The following is a 14375-nucleotide window of genomic DNA, read 5'->3' as shown; positions in this document are numbered from 1 at the left end:
TTGAATCCATCATTGCCTGGATTGGCGTGAGATGGGCCCTCCAGCGGGGGCGGGGTTACCGGAGTTGGCAAGCATCCAGGCCCAAAGGGTGGTGCATGCTGCTCCGAATGCAAGGAAGGCAAGCAGAAGCCGGCTGGTGTCCATGCCTTGAAGGAATTCTTCACCTAACTTAAGGCTTGGGGCGCCGCAGGCGTGGCCGCTCGCCTGCCTACGGTTCGGAGAGATTGGTGGCGATAGTGATGGCGGCTGGATTGCGCACCTGGCCCAGGCTCCCCTCCGGAATGTTGGCGGCGGGCCTGGTGATTTCCGCAGCGGTGTCGCCCTGGGGATGGGTGGCTGCCAAGGCCCAGGGGCAGCTTCAGCGGGTCTGGCCCGCCAGTCGTTTGTGGCGGCAGCGGTGCGCCGGGCGGGGCCTGCGGTGGTCACAATTGACACCGAGCGCACCGTGCTGGTGCCCGGGGGCGGCACGGGCGGGTTGCCGCGGGGTTTGCTGAATGATCCCTTGTTCCGCCAGTTCTTCGGCATGCCCCAGCAGCAGCAGCCTTCCCAGCGCACCGAAAGGGGCCAGGGCAGCGGCTTTATTTTTCAGGTTGATGGCCTGATCCTCACCAATGCCCACGTGGTGGAGAAGAGCAGTCGGGTGACCGTGGGCCTGCAGGACGGCCGTCGGGTGGAGGGCTCGGTGGTGGGGTTGGATCGCCTCACCGACCTGGCGGTGGTCAAGCTGGCCGGCTCAGGCCCCTGGCCAGTGGCGCCCCTGGGCAATTCAGACAGCCTGCAGGTCGGCGAGTGGGCGATCGCCGTGGGCAATCCCTACGGACTCGATAACACGGTGACGATGGGCATCATCAGCAACCTCAACCGCAATGCCAGCAAGCTCGGCATCACCGACAAACGGCTCGATCTGATTCAGACCGATGCGGCGATCAATCCGGGGAACTCCGGGGGACCCTTGCTCAATGCGGAGGGGGAGGTGATCGGCATCAACACCCTGGTGCGCACTGGTCCTGGCGCTGGACTGGGCTTTGCAATTCCGATCAATCGGGCCCGCGAAATTGCCCGCCAGCTGATTGCCACCGGCCGGGTTGCCCACCCGGTGATTGGGATCGGCCTTGAGGCTGTCAAGCCTGGCGATGGCACCGGCCTGAGCCAGGGGGTGCGGGTGATGTCGGTCCAGGCAGGCAGCCCGGCCTTCCGGGCTGGTTTGCAGCAGGGGGACGTGATTCTGGCTGCAGCCGGCAAGGCCACGGCCAGCCCGATCGAGTTGGTGGCGGCTGTCGAAAAAGCTGGCGTGGGGGGCAGCTTGACCCTAAGCGTCAGTAGGGCTGGCCGGCAGTTTGAAATAACGGTGGTGCCCGCCCAATTGGGTGGTTCCTCCTGATACGGGCCTCCTGATTCGGCCCTGCTGATTCAGGCCTGCTTACTCAAGCCTCGTGGGCCAGGTGCTGGGCCAGGCCGGGGGCTATCTGGGCTGGTGTGCCGAGTTGTTGGCGCATCACCCATTGGGTGGCAGCTTTCTGGCTTTGCCAGGCCTGCAGGAGTTGCTTGGCAATTCCCTGGAGGGTTTGCAGATCAGCGGTGGCCTCGATGGCCCGGCTCATGCGCTCCAGTTCAAATTGCTGACCGAGGCTGAGGGCGAGGGGTTCAGACATGGCACGCACCGCGAAGAGCTGTTGGACTTGCCAAAGCTACAAAGTGTTTCAGTTGCGGTCGTAGCGATTGCGACAGGGCGATGGTCCCTGTGCGCATTTGCTGTTCTGAAGCTTGCCCTCGGTCTCCCCGCAGGGCCTCAGGCTTGCTCGCGCAGTTGTTCGACGCAGCGGGTCACGCAGGCGCCGTCATCCAGGGAGCAGGTTGTGATGCACTCGAAGTACATGTCCATGGAATCGATGGCCTGGTCGGGCTCCACTTGGAAGTCCTGGGGGGACGCGGCGAAGCCGGAGTTGAGTCCGGAGCTGAATCCCGTATTGGCGGCGCCGAGCTGGCCAGCGCCCATGTGATTGATTTCCATGATCTCCTGCAGTGGCAATGTCCTGTCAGCCTATGCACACCAAACCAGGGGCACCAGGGAAATGAGTCTTCCTGCCTAGGCAACGGTGAAGTTGTATGTCTTCCCCTTGGGGTGCTAAGGCTCAGCCTGCTTTCCCCTGGGGTTTGCGAGAGGTCCGTTTGGCCGCCTTGCGCTTGGTCTCGGCGGCCTGGCGGGCCAGCTCGGCCTCCTCGTTTTTCCTACTGAGGTAGTAGGCGTAGTCGCCCCGGTAGAGCACCAGCTGGCCATCGCGAATCTCCACGATCCGGTTGGCCACCCGTGAGATGAAATAGCGGTCGTGGCTGACCAGCAGGGCAGCACCCTCGTATTCGATCAGGGCGTCTTCCAGCATTTGCTTGGCTGGGATGTCGAGGTGGTTGGTGGGCTCATCCAGCACCAGCAGGTTGCAGGGAGTGAGCAGCATCAGGGCCAGGGCCAGCCGCGCCTTTTCGCCACCCGAGAGCTGGCCGGCTTCCTTGAACACGCTCTCGTTGCTGAAGCAGAAGCTGCCCAGCAGCGAGCGCACCTGGGTTTGGGTCCAATCGGGCACAACCTCGAAAATCGTATTGATGACCGTCTTGGAGAGCTCCAGGGCCTCTGCCTGATTTTGCTCGAAGTATCCGGCCAGGATGTTGTGCTCACCGAGCTGGGCCAGGCCTCCCTCGGGGCGTTCGCTGCCCATGATCAGGCGCAGCAGGGTCGACTTCCCTGCCCCGTTGGGGCCCACGAAGGCGATGCGGTCGCCCCGCTCGATCTCCAGGTTGGCGTCGAGAAAGAGGATCTGGTCGCCGTAGCTGTGGCTGAGGTCGCGGATCTCCGCCACCAGGCGGCCTGAGCGGGGGGCTGGGGGGAAGCGGAAGCGCGGACCACTGACACTTTCGATCGGGGCCTGCACCCGCTCAACCTTGTCGAGCAGTTTCTCGCGGCTCTTGGCCTGGGTAGAGCGGGTGGCGCTGGCCCGGAACCTGTCGATATAGGCCTGTTGGGCGCCCAACTCCTTCTGTTGCCGCTCGAAGGCTGCTTGGCTGGCTTCGCGCTCGAGCGCCTTCTGTTCGAGATGCTGGCTGTAGTTGGCCAGATAGGTGCGCGACACCCCCCTTTCGGTTTCAACGATCTGGTTGCACACCCGATCCAGGAAGGTGCGGTCATGGCTGATCACAACCAGGGCTGCCGTCTGCTCCACCAGATAGCCCTCGAGCCACTGGATTGTCTCCATGTCGAGGTGGTTGGTTGGCTCGTCGAGCAGCAGCAGATCGGGATCCTGCAGAAGGATCTTGCCCAGGGCAATGCGCATCTGCCAGCCGCCGGAAAAATCCCCCACCAGTTGCTCGGCCCCCTCCGGGGTGAAGCCGATCGTGGGGAGCAGCTTGTCGATCCGGGCATCGAGCTCGTAGCCATGCAGGGCTTCGAAACGGCTGTGCAGCCGACCCAGCTCGTGGATCAGCCCATCGAGGTGATCTGGATCGGTTGCGGCCTGCTCGCTGGCCATGGCCTGCTCCACCTGGTGCTTGCGGAGCAGCACCTCAGCGGCTTCTCCGAATGCCTGGAAGAGCTCTTCCCGCACGCTGCGCTGGGGGTCAACGTCAAATTCCTGCTGCAGATAGGCGATGCGGGGCTCCCCCTGCTTCACCACCAGGCCGCTGCTGGCCTCCTCCAGCCCGGCGATGATCTTCATCTGGGTGGATTTGCCGGCTCCGTTGACGCCCACCAGGCCGATCCGGTCGCCAACCTTCACTTCCCAGGTGACATCGCGCAGGACCTCGCCGGTGGGGTAGATCTTGCCGATTCGTTCGAGGCGGAGCACGGGATGGGGGGTTGGGGTGGAGGTGCCGATTCGGGCCTGGTGCAGACTCATCTGCCCGTCACTTAGCGCCGGCCATGATCAAGCGCCTTGAGCAGGTGACGGCCCTGGTGGTTGCAGCTGGGCTGGCGCTGGTGAGCTACTGGCTGTTCTTCAGCTGGGCGGGAGGCGAGCGGGGCCGCAGCCCGGAAAAAATTCGCAGTTCACAGCCCGCCGCGGGCCTTCACCAGCCACTGCTTGCTGTCAATGTCGTCCAGGGTCGCGATGTAACTGCGCACCTCCTGAACCGTCACCGGCAGGTCGAACGCCTGGCCCAGCTCCACGATTCGCTCCAGGGAGCCGGTGGGGTCTTGGAGCGCCTGCCTGAACAGTGACTGGGTCAGGGCTTGATCCGAACTGATCCGGGCGTAGAGCTCCTCTGCGTTGCTTGCATTGATATTTGCTTGGTCACTTGCTCGGTCACTTGCTGTGTTGCTTTCTTTCATTGCAGAGCGGCCGTTGCAGAGCGGCCATTGCATACGGCTGGGATGAGCCAAGCCTAAACGGAGTCAAGCTTTAGGTTCACGCTGCCTGACGGGCCTCGTCGCTTTCCCGGGTGCCGCAGGCAGAGGCGTCTTCCATGGTGCGGGCATCAAGGCAGAGCACCTTGCGCAGCTCGGCGTAGTTGGCCGCCAGGGCATCGCGCCCTTCCTGCTGGGCCCCGTATTCAGCCCGTTGGAGCACGTGGTGGAGGTGGGTGAGCAGGTAGGTGCTGATCACCGCTGAAACGAGCACATCGCTGGGCTCGGCGGTGAGACGTTTGCGGCTTCGGCTTGGTTTAGTGCTGGCTGTTGGGGATTGGGGCACGGGGCACACCTTCGGGGGGCGGGGGGCTGGAGAGGGGATCGATGCCTTCAGCATAGTCATGGATAGTATCCCGTAGCAGCTCTGTATGCTTCGTCATACCCGGGAAGATCCTGCAGGTTCTGCCCCGAGCCTGCTTGTTGCCCATCTTTGCTCCAGCTTCTTCAGTGGCCACGCGCCAAACCTCCTCCAGCGGCAGGGCCAAATCGCCCCGCATCCAGGTGGTGCTGCCTGAAGATCTCTGTCAGCGCCTTGCCGATCTGGCCGATGCCGAGTCGCGCACGGTCAGCAATATGGCGAAGGTGCTGATCCAGCAGGGCGTTGAGCGTCTGGAGCGGGCCCGGCCTCGCACCCCCGGCAGCAGCCAGGCTGCGCTGGAGGCGGACCTCTTTCGAAAGGATCTGGAGGAGCGCCAGCGCCAGAAGCCCCAGCGCCTGCGCGGCGCCCCCAGCCGGCTGCGTCTACATCGGCCAGGCTGAGGCCTGGGGTCTGGCGCACAGGCCCAGCACGGCGGCTTTGCGGGCACCGGTTACAGAGGGCGCGTTGCCGCGATGGCCGCGCACATGCCACCAGGCGAGCAGGGCAAAGGCCAGGGCTTCGCGCTCGGCCTCCGCTATGCCCAGCTCCGCCAGCGGCCGCACGATCAGGCCGCGGCAGCGCTCGACCAATTGGCCCATCAGCAGACCGTTGCGGCATCCCCCCCCGGCCACGAGCATCTCAACCGGCTGGGGGCCGTGGCCCAGCTCCTGGCCCACCACCGCCGCACTGAAAGCCGTCAGGGTGGCCAGGGCATCCGCTGGCGGCCTGTTTTCGAGTTGGGCCAGCCGCCGCTCCAGGTCGGCCTGGCCAAAGAGTTCTCGGCCGGTGGATTTCGGTGGCGGGGCCTGGAAGTAGGGCTCCTGAAGCCAGAGCTGGATCAGGTTTTTATCGCTCCGTCCCTGCCGGGCCCAGGCCCCATCGGCGTCGTAGGCCAGCTGGCCGCCGCTGAAGTGACGGGTTGCCAGATCCAGCAGGGTGTTGGCGGGGCCACAGTCCCAGCCCCGCACGGCCTCGTGGCGCTCGGGTCCCGTGGCGGGGGGGATCAGGGTGAGATTGGAGATGCCGCCAAGATTCAGCACCGCCCGCCAGCCGCCGCAGCGGCCCAGCAGGGCCTGGTCAGCGGGCGGCACCAGGGGAGCGCCCTGGCCGCCTAAGGCCAGGTCGGCGCTGCGAAAATCAAACACCACCGGCCTGCCGAGCAGCTCGGCCAGCAGCGGGCCCTGCAGTAGTTGCCAGCTGGCCCCTCGCCTGCCCTGCTGGGGCGGGCGATGCCAGATGGTCTGGCCATGGCAGCCAATCAGGCTGGCTCTCCCTGCGGGATCGCAGGCCCGGGCAGCCCGGGCCTGCTCTTCGGTGACCGCTTCGGCCAGCTCCACCAGCTCCGCTGAGCTAAGGGGCTGGCCCTGCCCCAGGGCGATCAGCCGCCGTTGCAGGTCGGTGGGGTAGGGGCTGAAGTGGTGGGCCTCAATCCTCCAGCGCGGCCGCCGGGGCGGGCCGGCAAAGCTGGCCAGCACCCCATCCACGCCATCGGCGCTGGTGCCACTCATCAACCCCAGCACCCGCATCAGAGGCGGCTCACTTGTTGGGCTGGGGGGTCATGCGCAGGTAGGGCTTGATCTCGGTGACGCCCTTGGGGAACTTGGCCCGGGCGTCTTCGGTGGAGATCGAGGGCACCACCACGCAGTCCTCGCCGTCGGTCCAGTTCACCGGGGTGGCCACGGAGTGGTGGTCGGTGAGCTGGAGGGAATCGATCACCCGCAGGATTTCGTGGAAATTCCGGCCGGTGCTGGCGGGATAGGTGATCTGCAGGCGCAGCTTCTTGTTGGGATCGATGATGAACACCGAGCGCACCGTCAGGTTGTTGAGGGAATTGGGGTGGATCATCCCGTAGAGATCGGCCACCTTTTTATCGGCATCAGCCAGGATCGGGTAGTCGACGCTGGTCTTCTGGGTCTCGTTGATGTCGCAGATCCAGCCGTTGTGGCTTTCGGCCGAATCCACGCTCAGGGCAATGGTTTTGACATTGCGCTTGTCCCATTCGGGGCGCAGCCGGGACACCTCACCCAGCTCGGTGGTGCACACCGGGGTGTAGTCGGCGGGGTGGGAGAACAGCACCACCCAGCTATCACCGGCGAAGTCGTAGAGGTTGATCGGACCCAGTTGGGAGTCCTGGGTGAAGTCGGGAACGGTATCGCCGAGTTGGAGGGTCATGGCCGCAGGGGAGATGGAATCCAACTGAAGATCGTGCCACAAGCCAGTGCTCGGATGCGGTAGTTCAGGTTTCAGGCCCCTGGGGCGGCCAGCTGCGCAGTTCCTGCTTGAGACGTTGAAGGCCTAGCGATGCCGTTGCAGAAACGAACAGGGCCGAGCTTTCCAGGCCACGGGCCCGCTCGATTTCGGCGGCCGGGCAGCGGTCGATCTGATTGGCGATTAGGCGCCGCGGGGCCGTAGCGCCAAGGGAGTCGAGGATGGTGTTCACCATGTGCCACTGCTCCGGCCAGCCTGGATCGGAGAGGTCGACCACAACCATCAGGCCGTCGGCCTCCAGGGTTTCCTCCAAAGTGGAGCGGAACGCCTCCAGCAGGGGTGGGGGCAGGGCCCGGATGAAGCCCACCGTGTCGGTGAGCAGCAGGGGTTCCGGCAACTCAAGCCGCCTGGTGGTGGGATCCAAGGTGGCGAATAACTTGTTTTCAGCCAGCACAGGTTCGCGCCCACTGGCTCGGGTTAGGGCATTGAGCAGGGAGCTCTTGCCGGCATTGGTATAGCCCACCAGGGCCAGCCGCCGCAGGCCCTGGCGGCTGCGGCGCAAGCGGGCCCGGTGTTCACCCAGGTGGCTCACCTCCCGCTGGAGCCGCTCAAGACGGCGGGCAATGGCACGGCGGTCCTTCTCCAGCTGGGTTTCCCCTGGCCCCCGGGTGCCGATGCCACCCCCCTGGCGGGACAGGCTGAGACCCCGGCCGCTGAGCCGGGGTAAGCGGTAGCGCAACTGGGCCAGTTCCACCTGCAGCCGGCCGGCTGCGCTGGCTGCCCGCTGGGCAAAGATGTCGAGAATCAGCTCGCTGCGGTCACTCACCGGCAGATCCAGCAGGCGCTCCAGGTTGCGGGCCTGCACCGGCGTGAGTTCCCGGTCTGTCACCACCAGGGTGGCCCCCAGTCGCCTTGCCTCCAGGGCCGCTTCACCCACCTTCCCCTCGCCCCAGAGGGTTTGGGGCGCCGCCTGGCTGCGGCGCTGTTCCACCACCCCCACCGGCACCGCTCCGGCGCTGCACACCAGCCCCTCCAGCTCGGCGATCAGCCGCTGGGCGGCGCCGCGGTCTCCCGCGCTGAGGGCCAGCAGCAAAACCCTCTCCTGCCCTGCCTGGGCTGGGGCGATGGCGGTCGCCAGCGGCTGGGTCTGGACCGCGAAGCCCAGGGGATCGCGGCCGCAGAGCTCGGACAGATCCGCTGCGGACAGCACCACCCAGGGTTCGGCCTGCTCGGGCTGGGCCACCAGCAACTGGCCTGGCCACTGGCCTCCCGCCCCAGCCCGGTCGCCAAAGCGCAACCACAGCAGGGGAGCCAGATCCAGCCCCACGATTCCCTCTTGGCGGCCTGGTTCGAGCTGCTTGGAGCGGCCGCAGCAGGTGAGCAGCCTCAGGTCAGAGCCCTGGCGGCGGTCGGATCCAGGGAGGCGCTCCAGCAGCCGGCCCGATTGCTCCAGGGGGCCCACCCACAGCAGCCTGCTCAGGCCCCGCCCGTCCACCACCAGGGTGAGGGGCAGCTCCAGCTCAAGGCTCTCGCTGGCGAGCCTCTGCAGGCAAAGAAGTTCGGCGACCTGGTCTTCGGGGTGGCGCCGGTGGCAGAGCCGCTCAAGTCGCCGTTTCTGGGCGGGCCGCAATCCGGCCGTGCGCCCCGCCAATACCCCTTGCTTCACCAAAGGCTCTCTGCGGGGGTACGGCCGATCATGGGCGCTGCACCTTCACCCAGCGGATTCCGGCGGCCTGGGCACCGGCCCCATCCTCCGGGCTGTCACCCACATGCCAAACCTGCTCGGCCGTGAGATCCAGCCGGGTCAGGGCCAGCTGATAGGGCAGAGGATCTGGTTTGGCGGCTCCGGCTGCTGACGACACCACCACCGCCTCCAGCCAGCGGGCCAGCCCCAGAGCCTCGAGCAGGCCGGCCAGGCGGCTATCGAAGTTGCTGACGACGGCGAGTCGCAGGCCGCGACGGTGCCAGGCCTCCAGGTGCCCAGGCACGTCGGCGTACACCTGCCAGAGCTCGGCCTGGGCAAAGCGTTGGAAGAGCTCCCGGCCCAGGTTCGGCGGTGGGGCAGCCCCCGCCGCAAGGGCTCCGGCGGCGCTGAGTACCTCGCCGACCCTGGCTGTCCACCAGCCGATCTCTGCCTCCTCCAGGGCCCGATCGCCGAGTCCGGGAAAGGCCAGGGGCGGGGCTTGTCGATAGATGCGGGGGAAGGCGCGATCGATGGCTGCAGCCTCAACTGTCAGGCCATGGCGGCTGGCCAGCGAGGCGTAGGTGGTCCCCACGCTGGTGCGCAGGTAAATCAGGGTCCCCATGGCATCGAGCAACAGGCCCCTGGGACTAGTCCCAGGGTTCATCGCGGCCAGTCCGCCAGCCAGCCGGCCGCCACCTTGAGCTGGTGGGCCTTGCCGGGCAGCCGGGCCAGGTAGGCCAGCCTGCGGATTTGGAAGGCGGCCGCTCCCGCCAGGGTGAATCCCCCCCCCGTGAGGCTGGCCTCGCCCACGCCAAGGCTCATCATTTCGCCGAGGTCGTTGAACTCGAAGGGCTCCAGCCCTTCCCCTGCCAGCGAATGCACCAGATTGCCGGCCAGGCATTCGGCCTGTTGGAAGGCCACTTGGGCATTGGCAGGCAGGGCATTGGCAGGCAGGGCGGCTTCAACGCCGCTGTCTTTAACGCCACTGTTTTCAGTGTCCACATGGGCGATATCGCCTAGGGCGAAGATATGGGGGTGGTTGCGCAGCTGCAGGCTGGTCTGGCACAGCAGGCGGCCCTGGCGGTCAACGGGGGCAGCAGGGTGGATCTCCGGGGCGCGAAAGCTGAGGCCGGCGGTCCAGATCACCGCCTCTACGTTGAGGTGCTCCTGCCCGCCGGGCCCCTTCAGTTCAAGTCGGTCTGCTTGCACCGCCTCCACCTGGGTGTGGCTGCGCAGGCGTACGTCACGGCGCTGCAAGGCGCGATCCGCCTGTTCCCGGTTGAAGGCCTTGGCCAGCGGCAGCAGGCCAGGGCCCTGCTCGATCAGCTCCACAATGGCGCTGCCCTCGAGCTGGTCGGCCAGTTTGCAGGCCAGCTCCACACCGCTGGCCCCAGCTCCCACCACGGCCAGCCGCTGCAGGGGCCGAGCCCGTTCCCGCAGATTGCGGATCAGGCCCTGCAAGCGCTCCACATCGGCCAGGGTTCGGAAGCCGAAGCAGTGCTCCACCACTCCAGGAATCCCGAAGCTGTTGGCCTGGGCTCCGGTGGCCAGCACCAGCCGGCTGAAGGCCAGTTGCCGTCCTGCGCCGGTATGGATCAGGCCGTTGTCAGAGTCAATGCGCACGACCCGGTCCTGCAGCCAGGCAACCCCTTTGCCCGCCAGCAGGGTGTCGTAGCGGGGGGCGATTTCCCAGCTGCGCAGTTCGCCGCTGAGCAATTCATAGAGAAGGGGCAGAAACAGGAAGCGATCGTTTGGATCGATCAGCAGGATCGGTGGATGTTGGCGCCTGCCGGCGAGCGCCAGGGCTGTGTAGAGCCCGCCGAAACCGCCTCCCACAATCACCACCGGGGCCGTTACCGGCGTCGCCGCAGACTCCACCATTGCTTTGTGGTCCGTTGCCGACAGCATCGACCAAACCCTAACCAGCAGCTCATGCCAAGGGCGATGATGGCCTAATGCAGACGGCTCCAGCTCCCGCCCTTCCTCCCGATTGCACCGGTCGAGCGATTGATCTGGAGGCAGTTCGGCCGCGACTGGCCCAGCTCTCGGCTCCGGAGCGGCTGCAATGGGGCCTGGAGACCTTTGGCGAGGGGTTTGCTGTCACCACCAGTTTCGGGATTCAGTCTGCGGTGCTGCTGCAGATGGTGGCAGACCTGGCTGAGCAGACCGGCCGCTCCCTGCCGGTGATCTGGGTGGATACGGGCTACTTGCCGCCTGAAACCTATCTCTACGCAGATCAGCTGGTCCAGCGGCTCAAGCTCAACTTGGTGGTGGCCCAGTCGCTGATCAGTTCTGCCCGGATGGAGGCCCTCCATGGCCGGCTCTGGGAAACCGGTCAGGCCGGTGATCTGCAGCTTTACCACCGCATTCGCAAGGTGGAACCCCTAGACCGCAGCCTCACCGATCTGGGGGTCACCTGCTGGGCCAGCGGGGTGCGCGGCAGTCAGACGGACCATCGCCGGACTATGGAGACCCTGGATTCGGTGCGGCAGCGCTGGTCGCTGCGCCCCCTGCTCGCCTGGAGCAAGCGGGAGGTGTACTACTTCATGGAGGAGCACCAGCTCCCCCAGCACCCGCTGTTTGAGCAGGGCTACTCGAGCGTGGGTGACTGGCATTCCAGTGGCCCAGATGCCGGCGAGGTCAGTGGCCGGGCCACCCGATTCGGCGGTCTCCAGCAGGAATGTGGCATCCACCTGCCCGGGTTGATGGGCGAGGGCATCTGACCGGGGCCCGTTGGCTGTTGATCGGCAACAGTCGATGGCACTGGGCCATGGCCGGCTCTGGCGGCCTCCACTGCTGGAGCGCGCCTGCCGGGGAGGGGGTGGCCAAGGGGCTCGAGGAGCTGGTGGGCTGGGCGGCGGTCGGTCCGATGCCGCCGGGGGTAGCTCTGGATCCGAGGCGGCGGCTCCATTTGTCCGATGTGCCCCTGAGCGATGTGCCCCCATGGTTGGGCCTCGATCGGGCGCTGGCCGGCTGGCAGGCCCATCGTCTCAGCGGCCAAGCCGGGTTGGTGGCAGATGCGGGCACGGCGCTCAGCCTCACCCGGATTACGGCCGAGGGGTGTTTCGCCGGAGGACGGCTGCTGGCGGGTGCCGGCTTGCAGTTACATGCCTTGGCAGGGGCCACGGTTGCTCTGCCACTGCTCCAGTTGTCTCCCCAGTTGCCTCCCCAGTTGCCAGCCGATGGCTGGCCCCGCAGCACCGAGGCCGCCATGGCCACCGGGGTGCTGCGGGGTCTGGCCGCAGCCATTGCCCAGGCTGCCTTTGAGGCAGAGGGGCAGGGGCCGGGCACGATTCTCTGGATCACAGGCGGCGATGGCGAGCTGCTGGCCCCCCTGGTGGAGGAGCTGCTGGCGGCCAGTCCCATCGCGGTGCGGCGAGCCCCCCAGCTCGTGCTCGAGGCCCTGGCTGCGCTCAGGCCAGGCCCAGCTCGCTGAGAATGTCGTCGGCCATGGTTTCGGCTTTCACCTTGGTGAAGATCTTCTCCAGTCGGCCTTCCCCATCCACCACAAAGGTGTGACGCATCATGCCCATGTACTCCTTGCCCATGAATTTCTTCAGTCCGTAGCTCCCGTAGGCCGCCGCCACCGGACAGGGCTCGGCGTCGCTGAGCAGGGTGAAAGGGAGGCTGTATTTGGCTATGAACTTGGCGTGGCTGCTGGCAGCGTCTTTGCTGATGCCCAGCACCGTGATGGCATGGTTTTCAAAGGCACTCCACTGGTCGCGGAAGTTGCAGGCCTCCTTGGTGCAGCCGGGGGTGTCGTCCTTCGGATAGAAATAGATCACAACCCGTTTACCTTTCAACTGGGAGAGGCTTACCGGATTGCCGTCCTGGTCGGGCAGGGTGAACTCGGGGGCAGGATCGCCGATCTGCAGGGCCATCAAACGCTGGAATGACACTCGCGTGAGCCTAGGAACTGGCTGGGACCCGCCGTCGGCGGGCAGCAACGCAAGGCCCCTGCTCTGGTTGGTGCCCCTGGCGGGAGCCGGGCTGGCCAGCCTCTCCGCCGAGGAGTTGGGCTGGGGCGAGGGGCTGCCCGCTCTCCAGCGCCTTCGTTATTGGCACAGTCGCGCTGCCCTGCGGCAGGTGTTGGCCCCTGTCCTGGGCTGCGGCTCCGCAGCCGTGCCGCTCTATAGCCCGCCCGGCCAGCCGCCGCGCCTGCTGGAGGGGCTGGGCTGGATCAGCCTCAGCCACAGTGGCCAGGGGCTGCTGATCGGCTATTCGGGTGAGCCGATCGGCGTGGATCTCGAGCTGTTGGGCCGTCCCCTCGATGCCGCCGCTTTGATGCGCAGGTTCTATCCGATTGGGGAACAGGATCAACTCGAGGGGCAGACGGGGGAGGCCCTACGCATGGCGGTGCTGACCAGCTGGGTGCTCAAAGAGGCGGCGATCAAGTGGCGCCAGAGCAGCTTGGCCGTGGAGCTTCGCAACTGGAGTTGCGACCATTCCTGCAGCCAAGTGCAGCATATTGGCGAAGAAGTGCAGCCAGATTGCTGCACTGCGACGGCGGCAGAATGGCGCTGGGCGGCCGTGGGCAAAGGCTGTTACTACCCCAAGATTGATAGCCGGTTTTGACGCCAGATCGGCCAAAAAACGCAAAATGGGCAGGAAATCTAAGGGAAATCTTTTAATTTCGTATCGTTGTGCTCCAGCTACTTGCTTTTCCGGGGAAATGAGCCAGTTGATGGCTAGCTTTTTAGTGAACCGATTCGTTACTCCCGTGATCAAGCGTTTGCTGGCCGGCCTGTTTGTGGGTACGTCCCTCTCGGCGGTGGCTCTGCCCGCGTCCGCCGCAGTCGACAACAATCTCCCCGTTCGTTGGAACACCGGCGGCGCCGTGTGGTCCACCAACCAGGATGCCTTCAATACATTCCTGCAGTCTGGTGAAGTCACCGATCGGGGCCTGGAAGGGGGCCTGAACCGCTCCGGCTGGACCGCCGCCGAGGTGCGTGAAGGTATGAACAAGACCTACAACGTCGACTTCGTTGGCGTCTCCCGCTTCCTCTACTCGGATGCCGGCGTCAAGTTCCTCAAGAACCAGACCTCCAGCTACTTCCCCTACTGGAGCATGAACACCTATGCGGTGCAGGCCCTGCGTTCGGCAATCATGGCCGATGCCCGCGATGGTCAGATCTCCTCGGCGGGAATCATGAATGCCCTGCCGATTGACATGCGCCTGGCTGACTTCTGCAACACCTACACCGGAGCCCAGAACGTCTGTGCCGAGGGCCGTTGTCAGGGCGACGCCCAGTGCACCTCCCTGCTCTCCTGGTATGTGTTCCTGCCAGCCTGCCTCCAGGCCAACCAGATGGCCGATCCAGTGGCTGAGGTGCGTATCACTCCGGCTCCGGCCCAGCAGTACCAGCCCGATGCCATTCGCGGCCTCTGGTGAGCCGATCGCCTTCCTCTAGCTGCCCCGGCCTGGCCGGGGCTTTTTTGATGCCGGTTTGGCTTTGGTGCCCGCTTTCCTCTGGGCGATCAGCAGGGTGTGCTCAAGCTTCTGGGGTAGGAATTGGCCAAGGCGGGCGCTGAATCCTTCCCGCAAAACTTGTAGCGCCTCGGCGCCCAGGGGGCCGCCGCGCAGGGCGGCTATCTGGCCTAGGTAGGCGCTGCCAGGGGCGAGCCAGCGCTCGAGCAGGGCGGCGGAGAGCTCCAGTTGGAGGGTTTCCTGCCAGCGCTGCCCATGCCCTTCCCAGCCCCGGTCGTTCAGGGCGCGCTGGGCCGCTTGCCCA

The 14375-nt window shown here is 65.9% G+C and carries 18 protein-coding genes and 1 pseudogene; 6 read left to right on the top strand and 13 right to left on the bottom strand.

The window, feature by feature from the left end; genetic code table 11:
- Positions 1 to 208: 208 nt before the first annotated feature.
- A complete protein-coding gene (locus tag KBZ07_RS07655) occupies positions 209 to 343 on the bottom strand; it encodes a hypothetical protein (RefSeq protein ID WP_254931053.1) in 135 nt (44 codons plus the stop codon).
- Between KBZ07_RS07655 and KBZ07_RS07650 the strand changes: the two genes are divergently transcribed.
- On the top strand, positions 329 to 1381 hold the full coding sequence (locus tag KBZ07_RS07650) for a trypsin-like peptidase domain-containing protein (protein ID WP_254931052.1): 1053 nt from the start codon (positions 329 to 331) through the stop codon (positions 1379 to 1381). The genes KBZ07_RS07655 and KBZ07_RS07650 overlap by 15 nt on opposite strands.
- A 43-nt stretch (positions 1382 to 1424) precedes the next feature.
- On the opposite strand, the gene KBZ07_RS07645 is transcribed toward KBZ07_RS07650, so the two are convergent.
- The 5 genes from KBZ07_RS07645 to KBZ07_RS07625 form a co-directional block, all read right to left on the bottom strand.
- Positions 1425 to 1652 carry a hypothetical protein gene (locus KBZ07_RS07645; protein ID WP_197151724.1) on the bottom strand — a complete coding sequence of 76 codons (228 nt, stop codon included), beginning with the start codon at positions 1650 to 1652 and terminating at the stop codon, positions 1425 to 1427.
- Positions 1653 to 1789: 137 nt separating this feature from the next.
- Positions 1790 to 2011, bottom strand: coding sequence for a hypothetical protein (locus KBZ07_RS07640; RefSeq protein ID WP_254931056.1), 222 nt, complete (start codon positions 2009 to 2011; stop codon positions 1790 to 1792).
- A gap of 121 nt (positions 2012 to 2132) precedes the next feature.
- Positions 2133 to 3884 carry an ABC-F family ATP-binding cassette domain-containing protein gene (locus tag KBZ07_RS07635; protein ID WP_254931051.1) on the bottom strand — a complete coding sequence of 584 codons (1752 nt, stop codon included), beginning with the start codon at positions 3882 to 3884 and terminating at the stop codon, positions 2133 to 2135.
- Positions 3885 to 4033: 149 nt separating this feature from the next.
- Entirely contained in the window at positions 4034 to 4315 is a 282-nt protein-coding gene (locus KBZ07_RS07630) for a hypothetical protein (protein WP_254931050.1), read from the bottom strand.
- A 76-nt stretch (positions 4316 to 4391) separates the two neighbouring features.
- Entirely contained in the window at positions 4392 to 4676 is a 285-nt protein-coding gene (locus tag KBZ07_RS07625; RefSeq protein ID WP_396123969.1) for a hypothetical protein, read from the bottom strand.
- Positions 4677 to 4840: 164 nt separating this feature from the next.
- Between KBZ07_RS07625 and KBZ07_RS07620 the strand changes: the two genes are divergently transcribed.
- Positions 4841 to 5152 carry a ribbon-helix-helix domain-containing protein gene (locus KBZ07_RS07620; RefSeq protein ID WP_254931049.1) on the top strand — a complete coding sequence of 104 codons (312 nt, stop codon included), beginning with the start codon at positions 4841 to 4843 and terminating at the stop codon, positions 5150 to 5152.
- On the opposite strand, the gene KBZ07_RS07615 is transcribed toward KBZ07_RS07620, so the two are convergent.
- The 5 genes from KBZ07_RS07615 to KBZ07_RS07595 form a co-directional block, all read right to left on the bottom strand.
- Positions 5135 to 6277 carry an anhydro-N-acetylmuramic acid kinase gene (locus KBZ07_RS07615; RefSeq protein WP_254931048.1) on the bottom strand — a complete coding sequence of 381 codons (1143 nt, stop codon included), beginning with the start codon at positions 6275 to 6277 and terminating at the stop codon, positions 5135 to 5137. The two genes, KBZ07_RS07620 and KBZ07_RS07615, sit on opposite strands and share 18 nt — an antisense overlap.
- A 10-nt stretch (positions 6278 to 6287) precedes the next feature.
- Entirely contained in the window at positions 6288 to 6923 is a 636-nt protein-coding gene (locus KBZ07_RS07610) for a peroxiredoxin (RefSeq protein WP_254931047.1), read from the bottom strand.
- A gap of 64 nt (positions 6924 to 6987) precedes the next feature.
- Entirely contained in the window at positions 6988 to 8625 is a 1638-nt protein-coding gene (gene hflX / locus KBZ07_RS07605) for a GTPase HflX (protein ID WP_254931046.1), read from the bottom strand.
- Between the two features lie 28 nt (positions 8626 to 8653).
- Positions 8654 to 9307 (bottom strand): HAD-IA family hydrolase, encoded by a 654-nt coding sequence (locus KBZ07_RS07600; RefSeq protein ID WP_254931045.1) that lies wholly within the window; start codon positions 9305 to 9307, stop codon positions 8654 to 8656.
- Positions 9304 to 10551, bottom strand: a complete 1248-nt coding sequence (locus KBZ07_RS07595) for an NAD(P)/FAD-dependent oxidoreductase (RefSeq protein ID WP_254931044.1) — start codon at positions 10549 to 10551, stop codon at positions 9304 to 9306. The genes KBZ07_RS07600 and KBZ07_RS07595 overlap by 4 nt, the downstream gene beginning before the upstream one ends.
- A 47-nt stretch (positions 10552 to 10598) precedes the next feature.
- Here KBZ07_RS07595 and KBZ07_RS07590 point away from each other — a divergent pair, with 47 nt between their 5' ends.
- On the top strand, positions 10599 to 11366 hold the full coding sequence (locus KBZ07_RS07590) for a phosphoadenylyl-sulfate reductase (RefSeq protein ID WP_254931043.1): 768 nt from the start codon (positions 10599 to 10601) through the stop codon (positions 11364 to 11366).
- A gap of 47 nt (positions 11367 to 11413) precedes the next feature.
- Positions 11414 to 12079: a type III pantothenate kinase gene (locus KBZ07_RS07585; protein ID WP_254931042.1), complete on the top strand. Its 666-nt coding sequence runs from the start codon at positions 11414 to 11416 to the stop codon at positions 12077 to 12079.
- Here the strand turns inward: KBZ07_RS07585 and bcp are convergent.
- Entirely contained in the window at positions 12057 to 12524 is a 468-nt protein-coding gene (bcp, locus tag KBZ07_RS07580) for a thioredoxin-dependent thiol peroxidase (RefSeq protein WP_254931054.1), read from the bottom strand. The genes KBZ07_RS07585 and bcp overlap by 23 nt on opposite strands.
- Positions 12525 to 12546: 22 nt before the next feature.
- On the opposite strand from bcp, the gene KBZ07_RS07575 reads away from it, so the two are divergent.
- Both KBZ07_RS07575 and KBZ07_RS07570 read left to right on the top strand, forming a co-directional pair.
- The gene (locus KBZ07_RS07575; protein ID WP_254931041.1) at positions 12547 to 13218 is read left to right on the top strand and encodes a 4'-phosphopantetheinyl transferase superfamily protein; all 672 of its coding nucleotides are present in this window, start codon (positions 12547 to 12549) and stop codon (positions 13216 to 13218) included.
- 109 nt (positions 13219 to 13327) lie between these two features.
- Entirely contained in the window at positions 13328 to 14035 is a 708-nt protein-coding gene (locus KBZ07_RS07570; protein WP_254931040.1) for an alpha/beta hydrolase, read from the top strand.
- Positions 14036 to 14050: 15 nt separating this feature from the next.
- Here KBZ07_RS07570 and KBZ07_RS07565 read toward each other — a convergent pair.
- A pseudogene (locus KBZ07_RS07565) lies at positions 14051 to 14375 on the bottom strand (hypothetical protein); the annotation flags it as partial.

It is taken from the genome of Cyanobium sp. BA20m-14 (assembly GCF_024346295.1).
This window is presented reverse-complemented; position numbering and strand designations above follow the sequence as displayed.

Bases quoted from the DNA above. Each gene is read 5' to 3' on its own strand.
- KBZ07_RS07640 (WP_254931056.1), bottom strand. From the start codon at position 2,011: ATGGAAATCAATCACATGGGCGCTGGCCAGCTCGGCGCCGCCAATACG.
- KBZ07_RS07590 (WP_254931043.1), top strand. From the start codon at position 10,599: ATGCAGACGGCTCCAGCTCCCGCCCTTCCTCCCGATTGCACCGGTCGA.
- KBZ07_RS07645 (WP_197151724.1), bottom strand. From the start codon at position 1,652: ATGTCTGAACCCCTCGCCCTCAGCCTCGGTCAGCAATTTGAACTGGAG.
- KBZ07_RS07630 (WP_254931050.1), bottom strand. From the start codon at position 4,315: ATGAAAGAAAGCAACACAGCAAGTGACCGAGCAAGTGACCAAGCAAAT.
- KBZ07_RS07635 (WP_254931051.1), bottom strand. From the start codon at position 3,884: ATGAGTCTGCACCAGGCCCGAATCGGCACCTCCACCCCAACCCCCCAT.
- KBZ07_RS07650 (WP_254931052.1), top strand. From the start codon at position 329: ATGGGTGGCTGCCAAGGCCCAGGGGCAGCTTCAGCGGGTCTGGCCCGC.
- KBZ07_RS07570 (WP_254931040.1), top strand. From the start codon at position 13,328: ATGGCTAGCTTTTTAGTGAACCGATTCGTTACTCCCGTGATCAAGCGT.
- KBZ07_RS07600 (WP_254931045.1), bottom strand. From the start codon at position 9,307: ATGAACCCTGGGACTAGTCCCAGGGGCCTGTTGCTCGATGCCATGGGG.
- KBZ07_RS07595 (WP_254931044.1), bottom strand. From the start codon at position 10,551: ATGCTGTCGGCAACGGACCACAAAGCAATGGTGGAGTCTGCGGCGACG.
- KBZ07_RS07615 (WP_254931048.1), bottom strand. From the start codon at position 6,277: ATGCGGGTGCTGGGGTTGATGAGTGGCACCAGCGCCGATGGCGTGGAT.
- KBZ07_RS07585 (WP_254931042.1), top strand. From the start codon at position 11,414: ATGGCCGGCTCTGGCGGCCTCCACTGCTGGAGCGCGCCTGCCGGGGAG.
- bcp (WP_254931054.1), bottom strand. From the start codon at position 12,524: ATGGCCCTGCAGATCGGCGATCCTGCCCCCGAGTTCACCCTGCCCGAC.
- KBZ07_RS07610 (WP_254931047.1), bottom strand. From the start codon at position 6,923: ATGACCCTCCAACTCGGCGATACCGTTCCCGACTTCACCCAGGACTCC.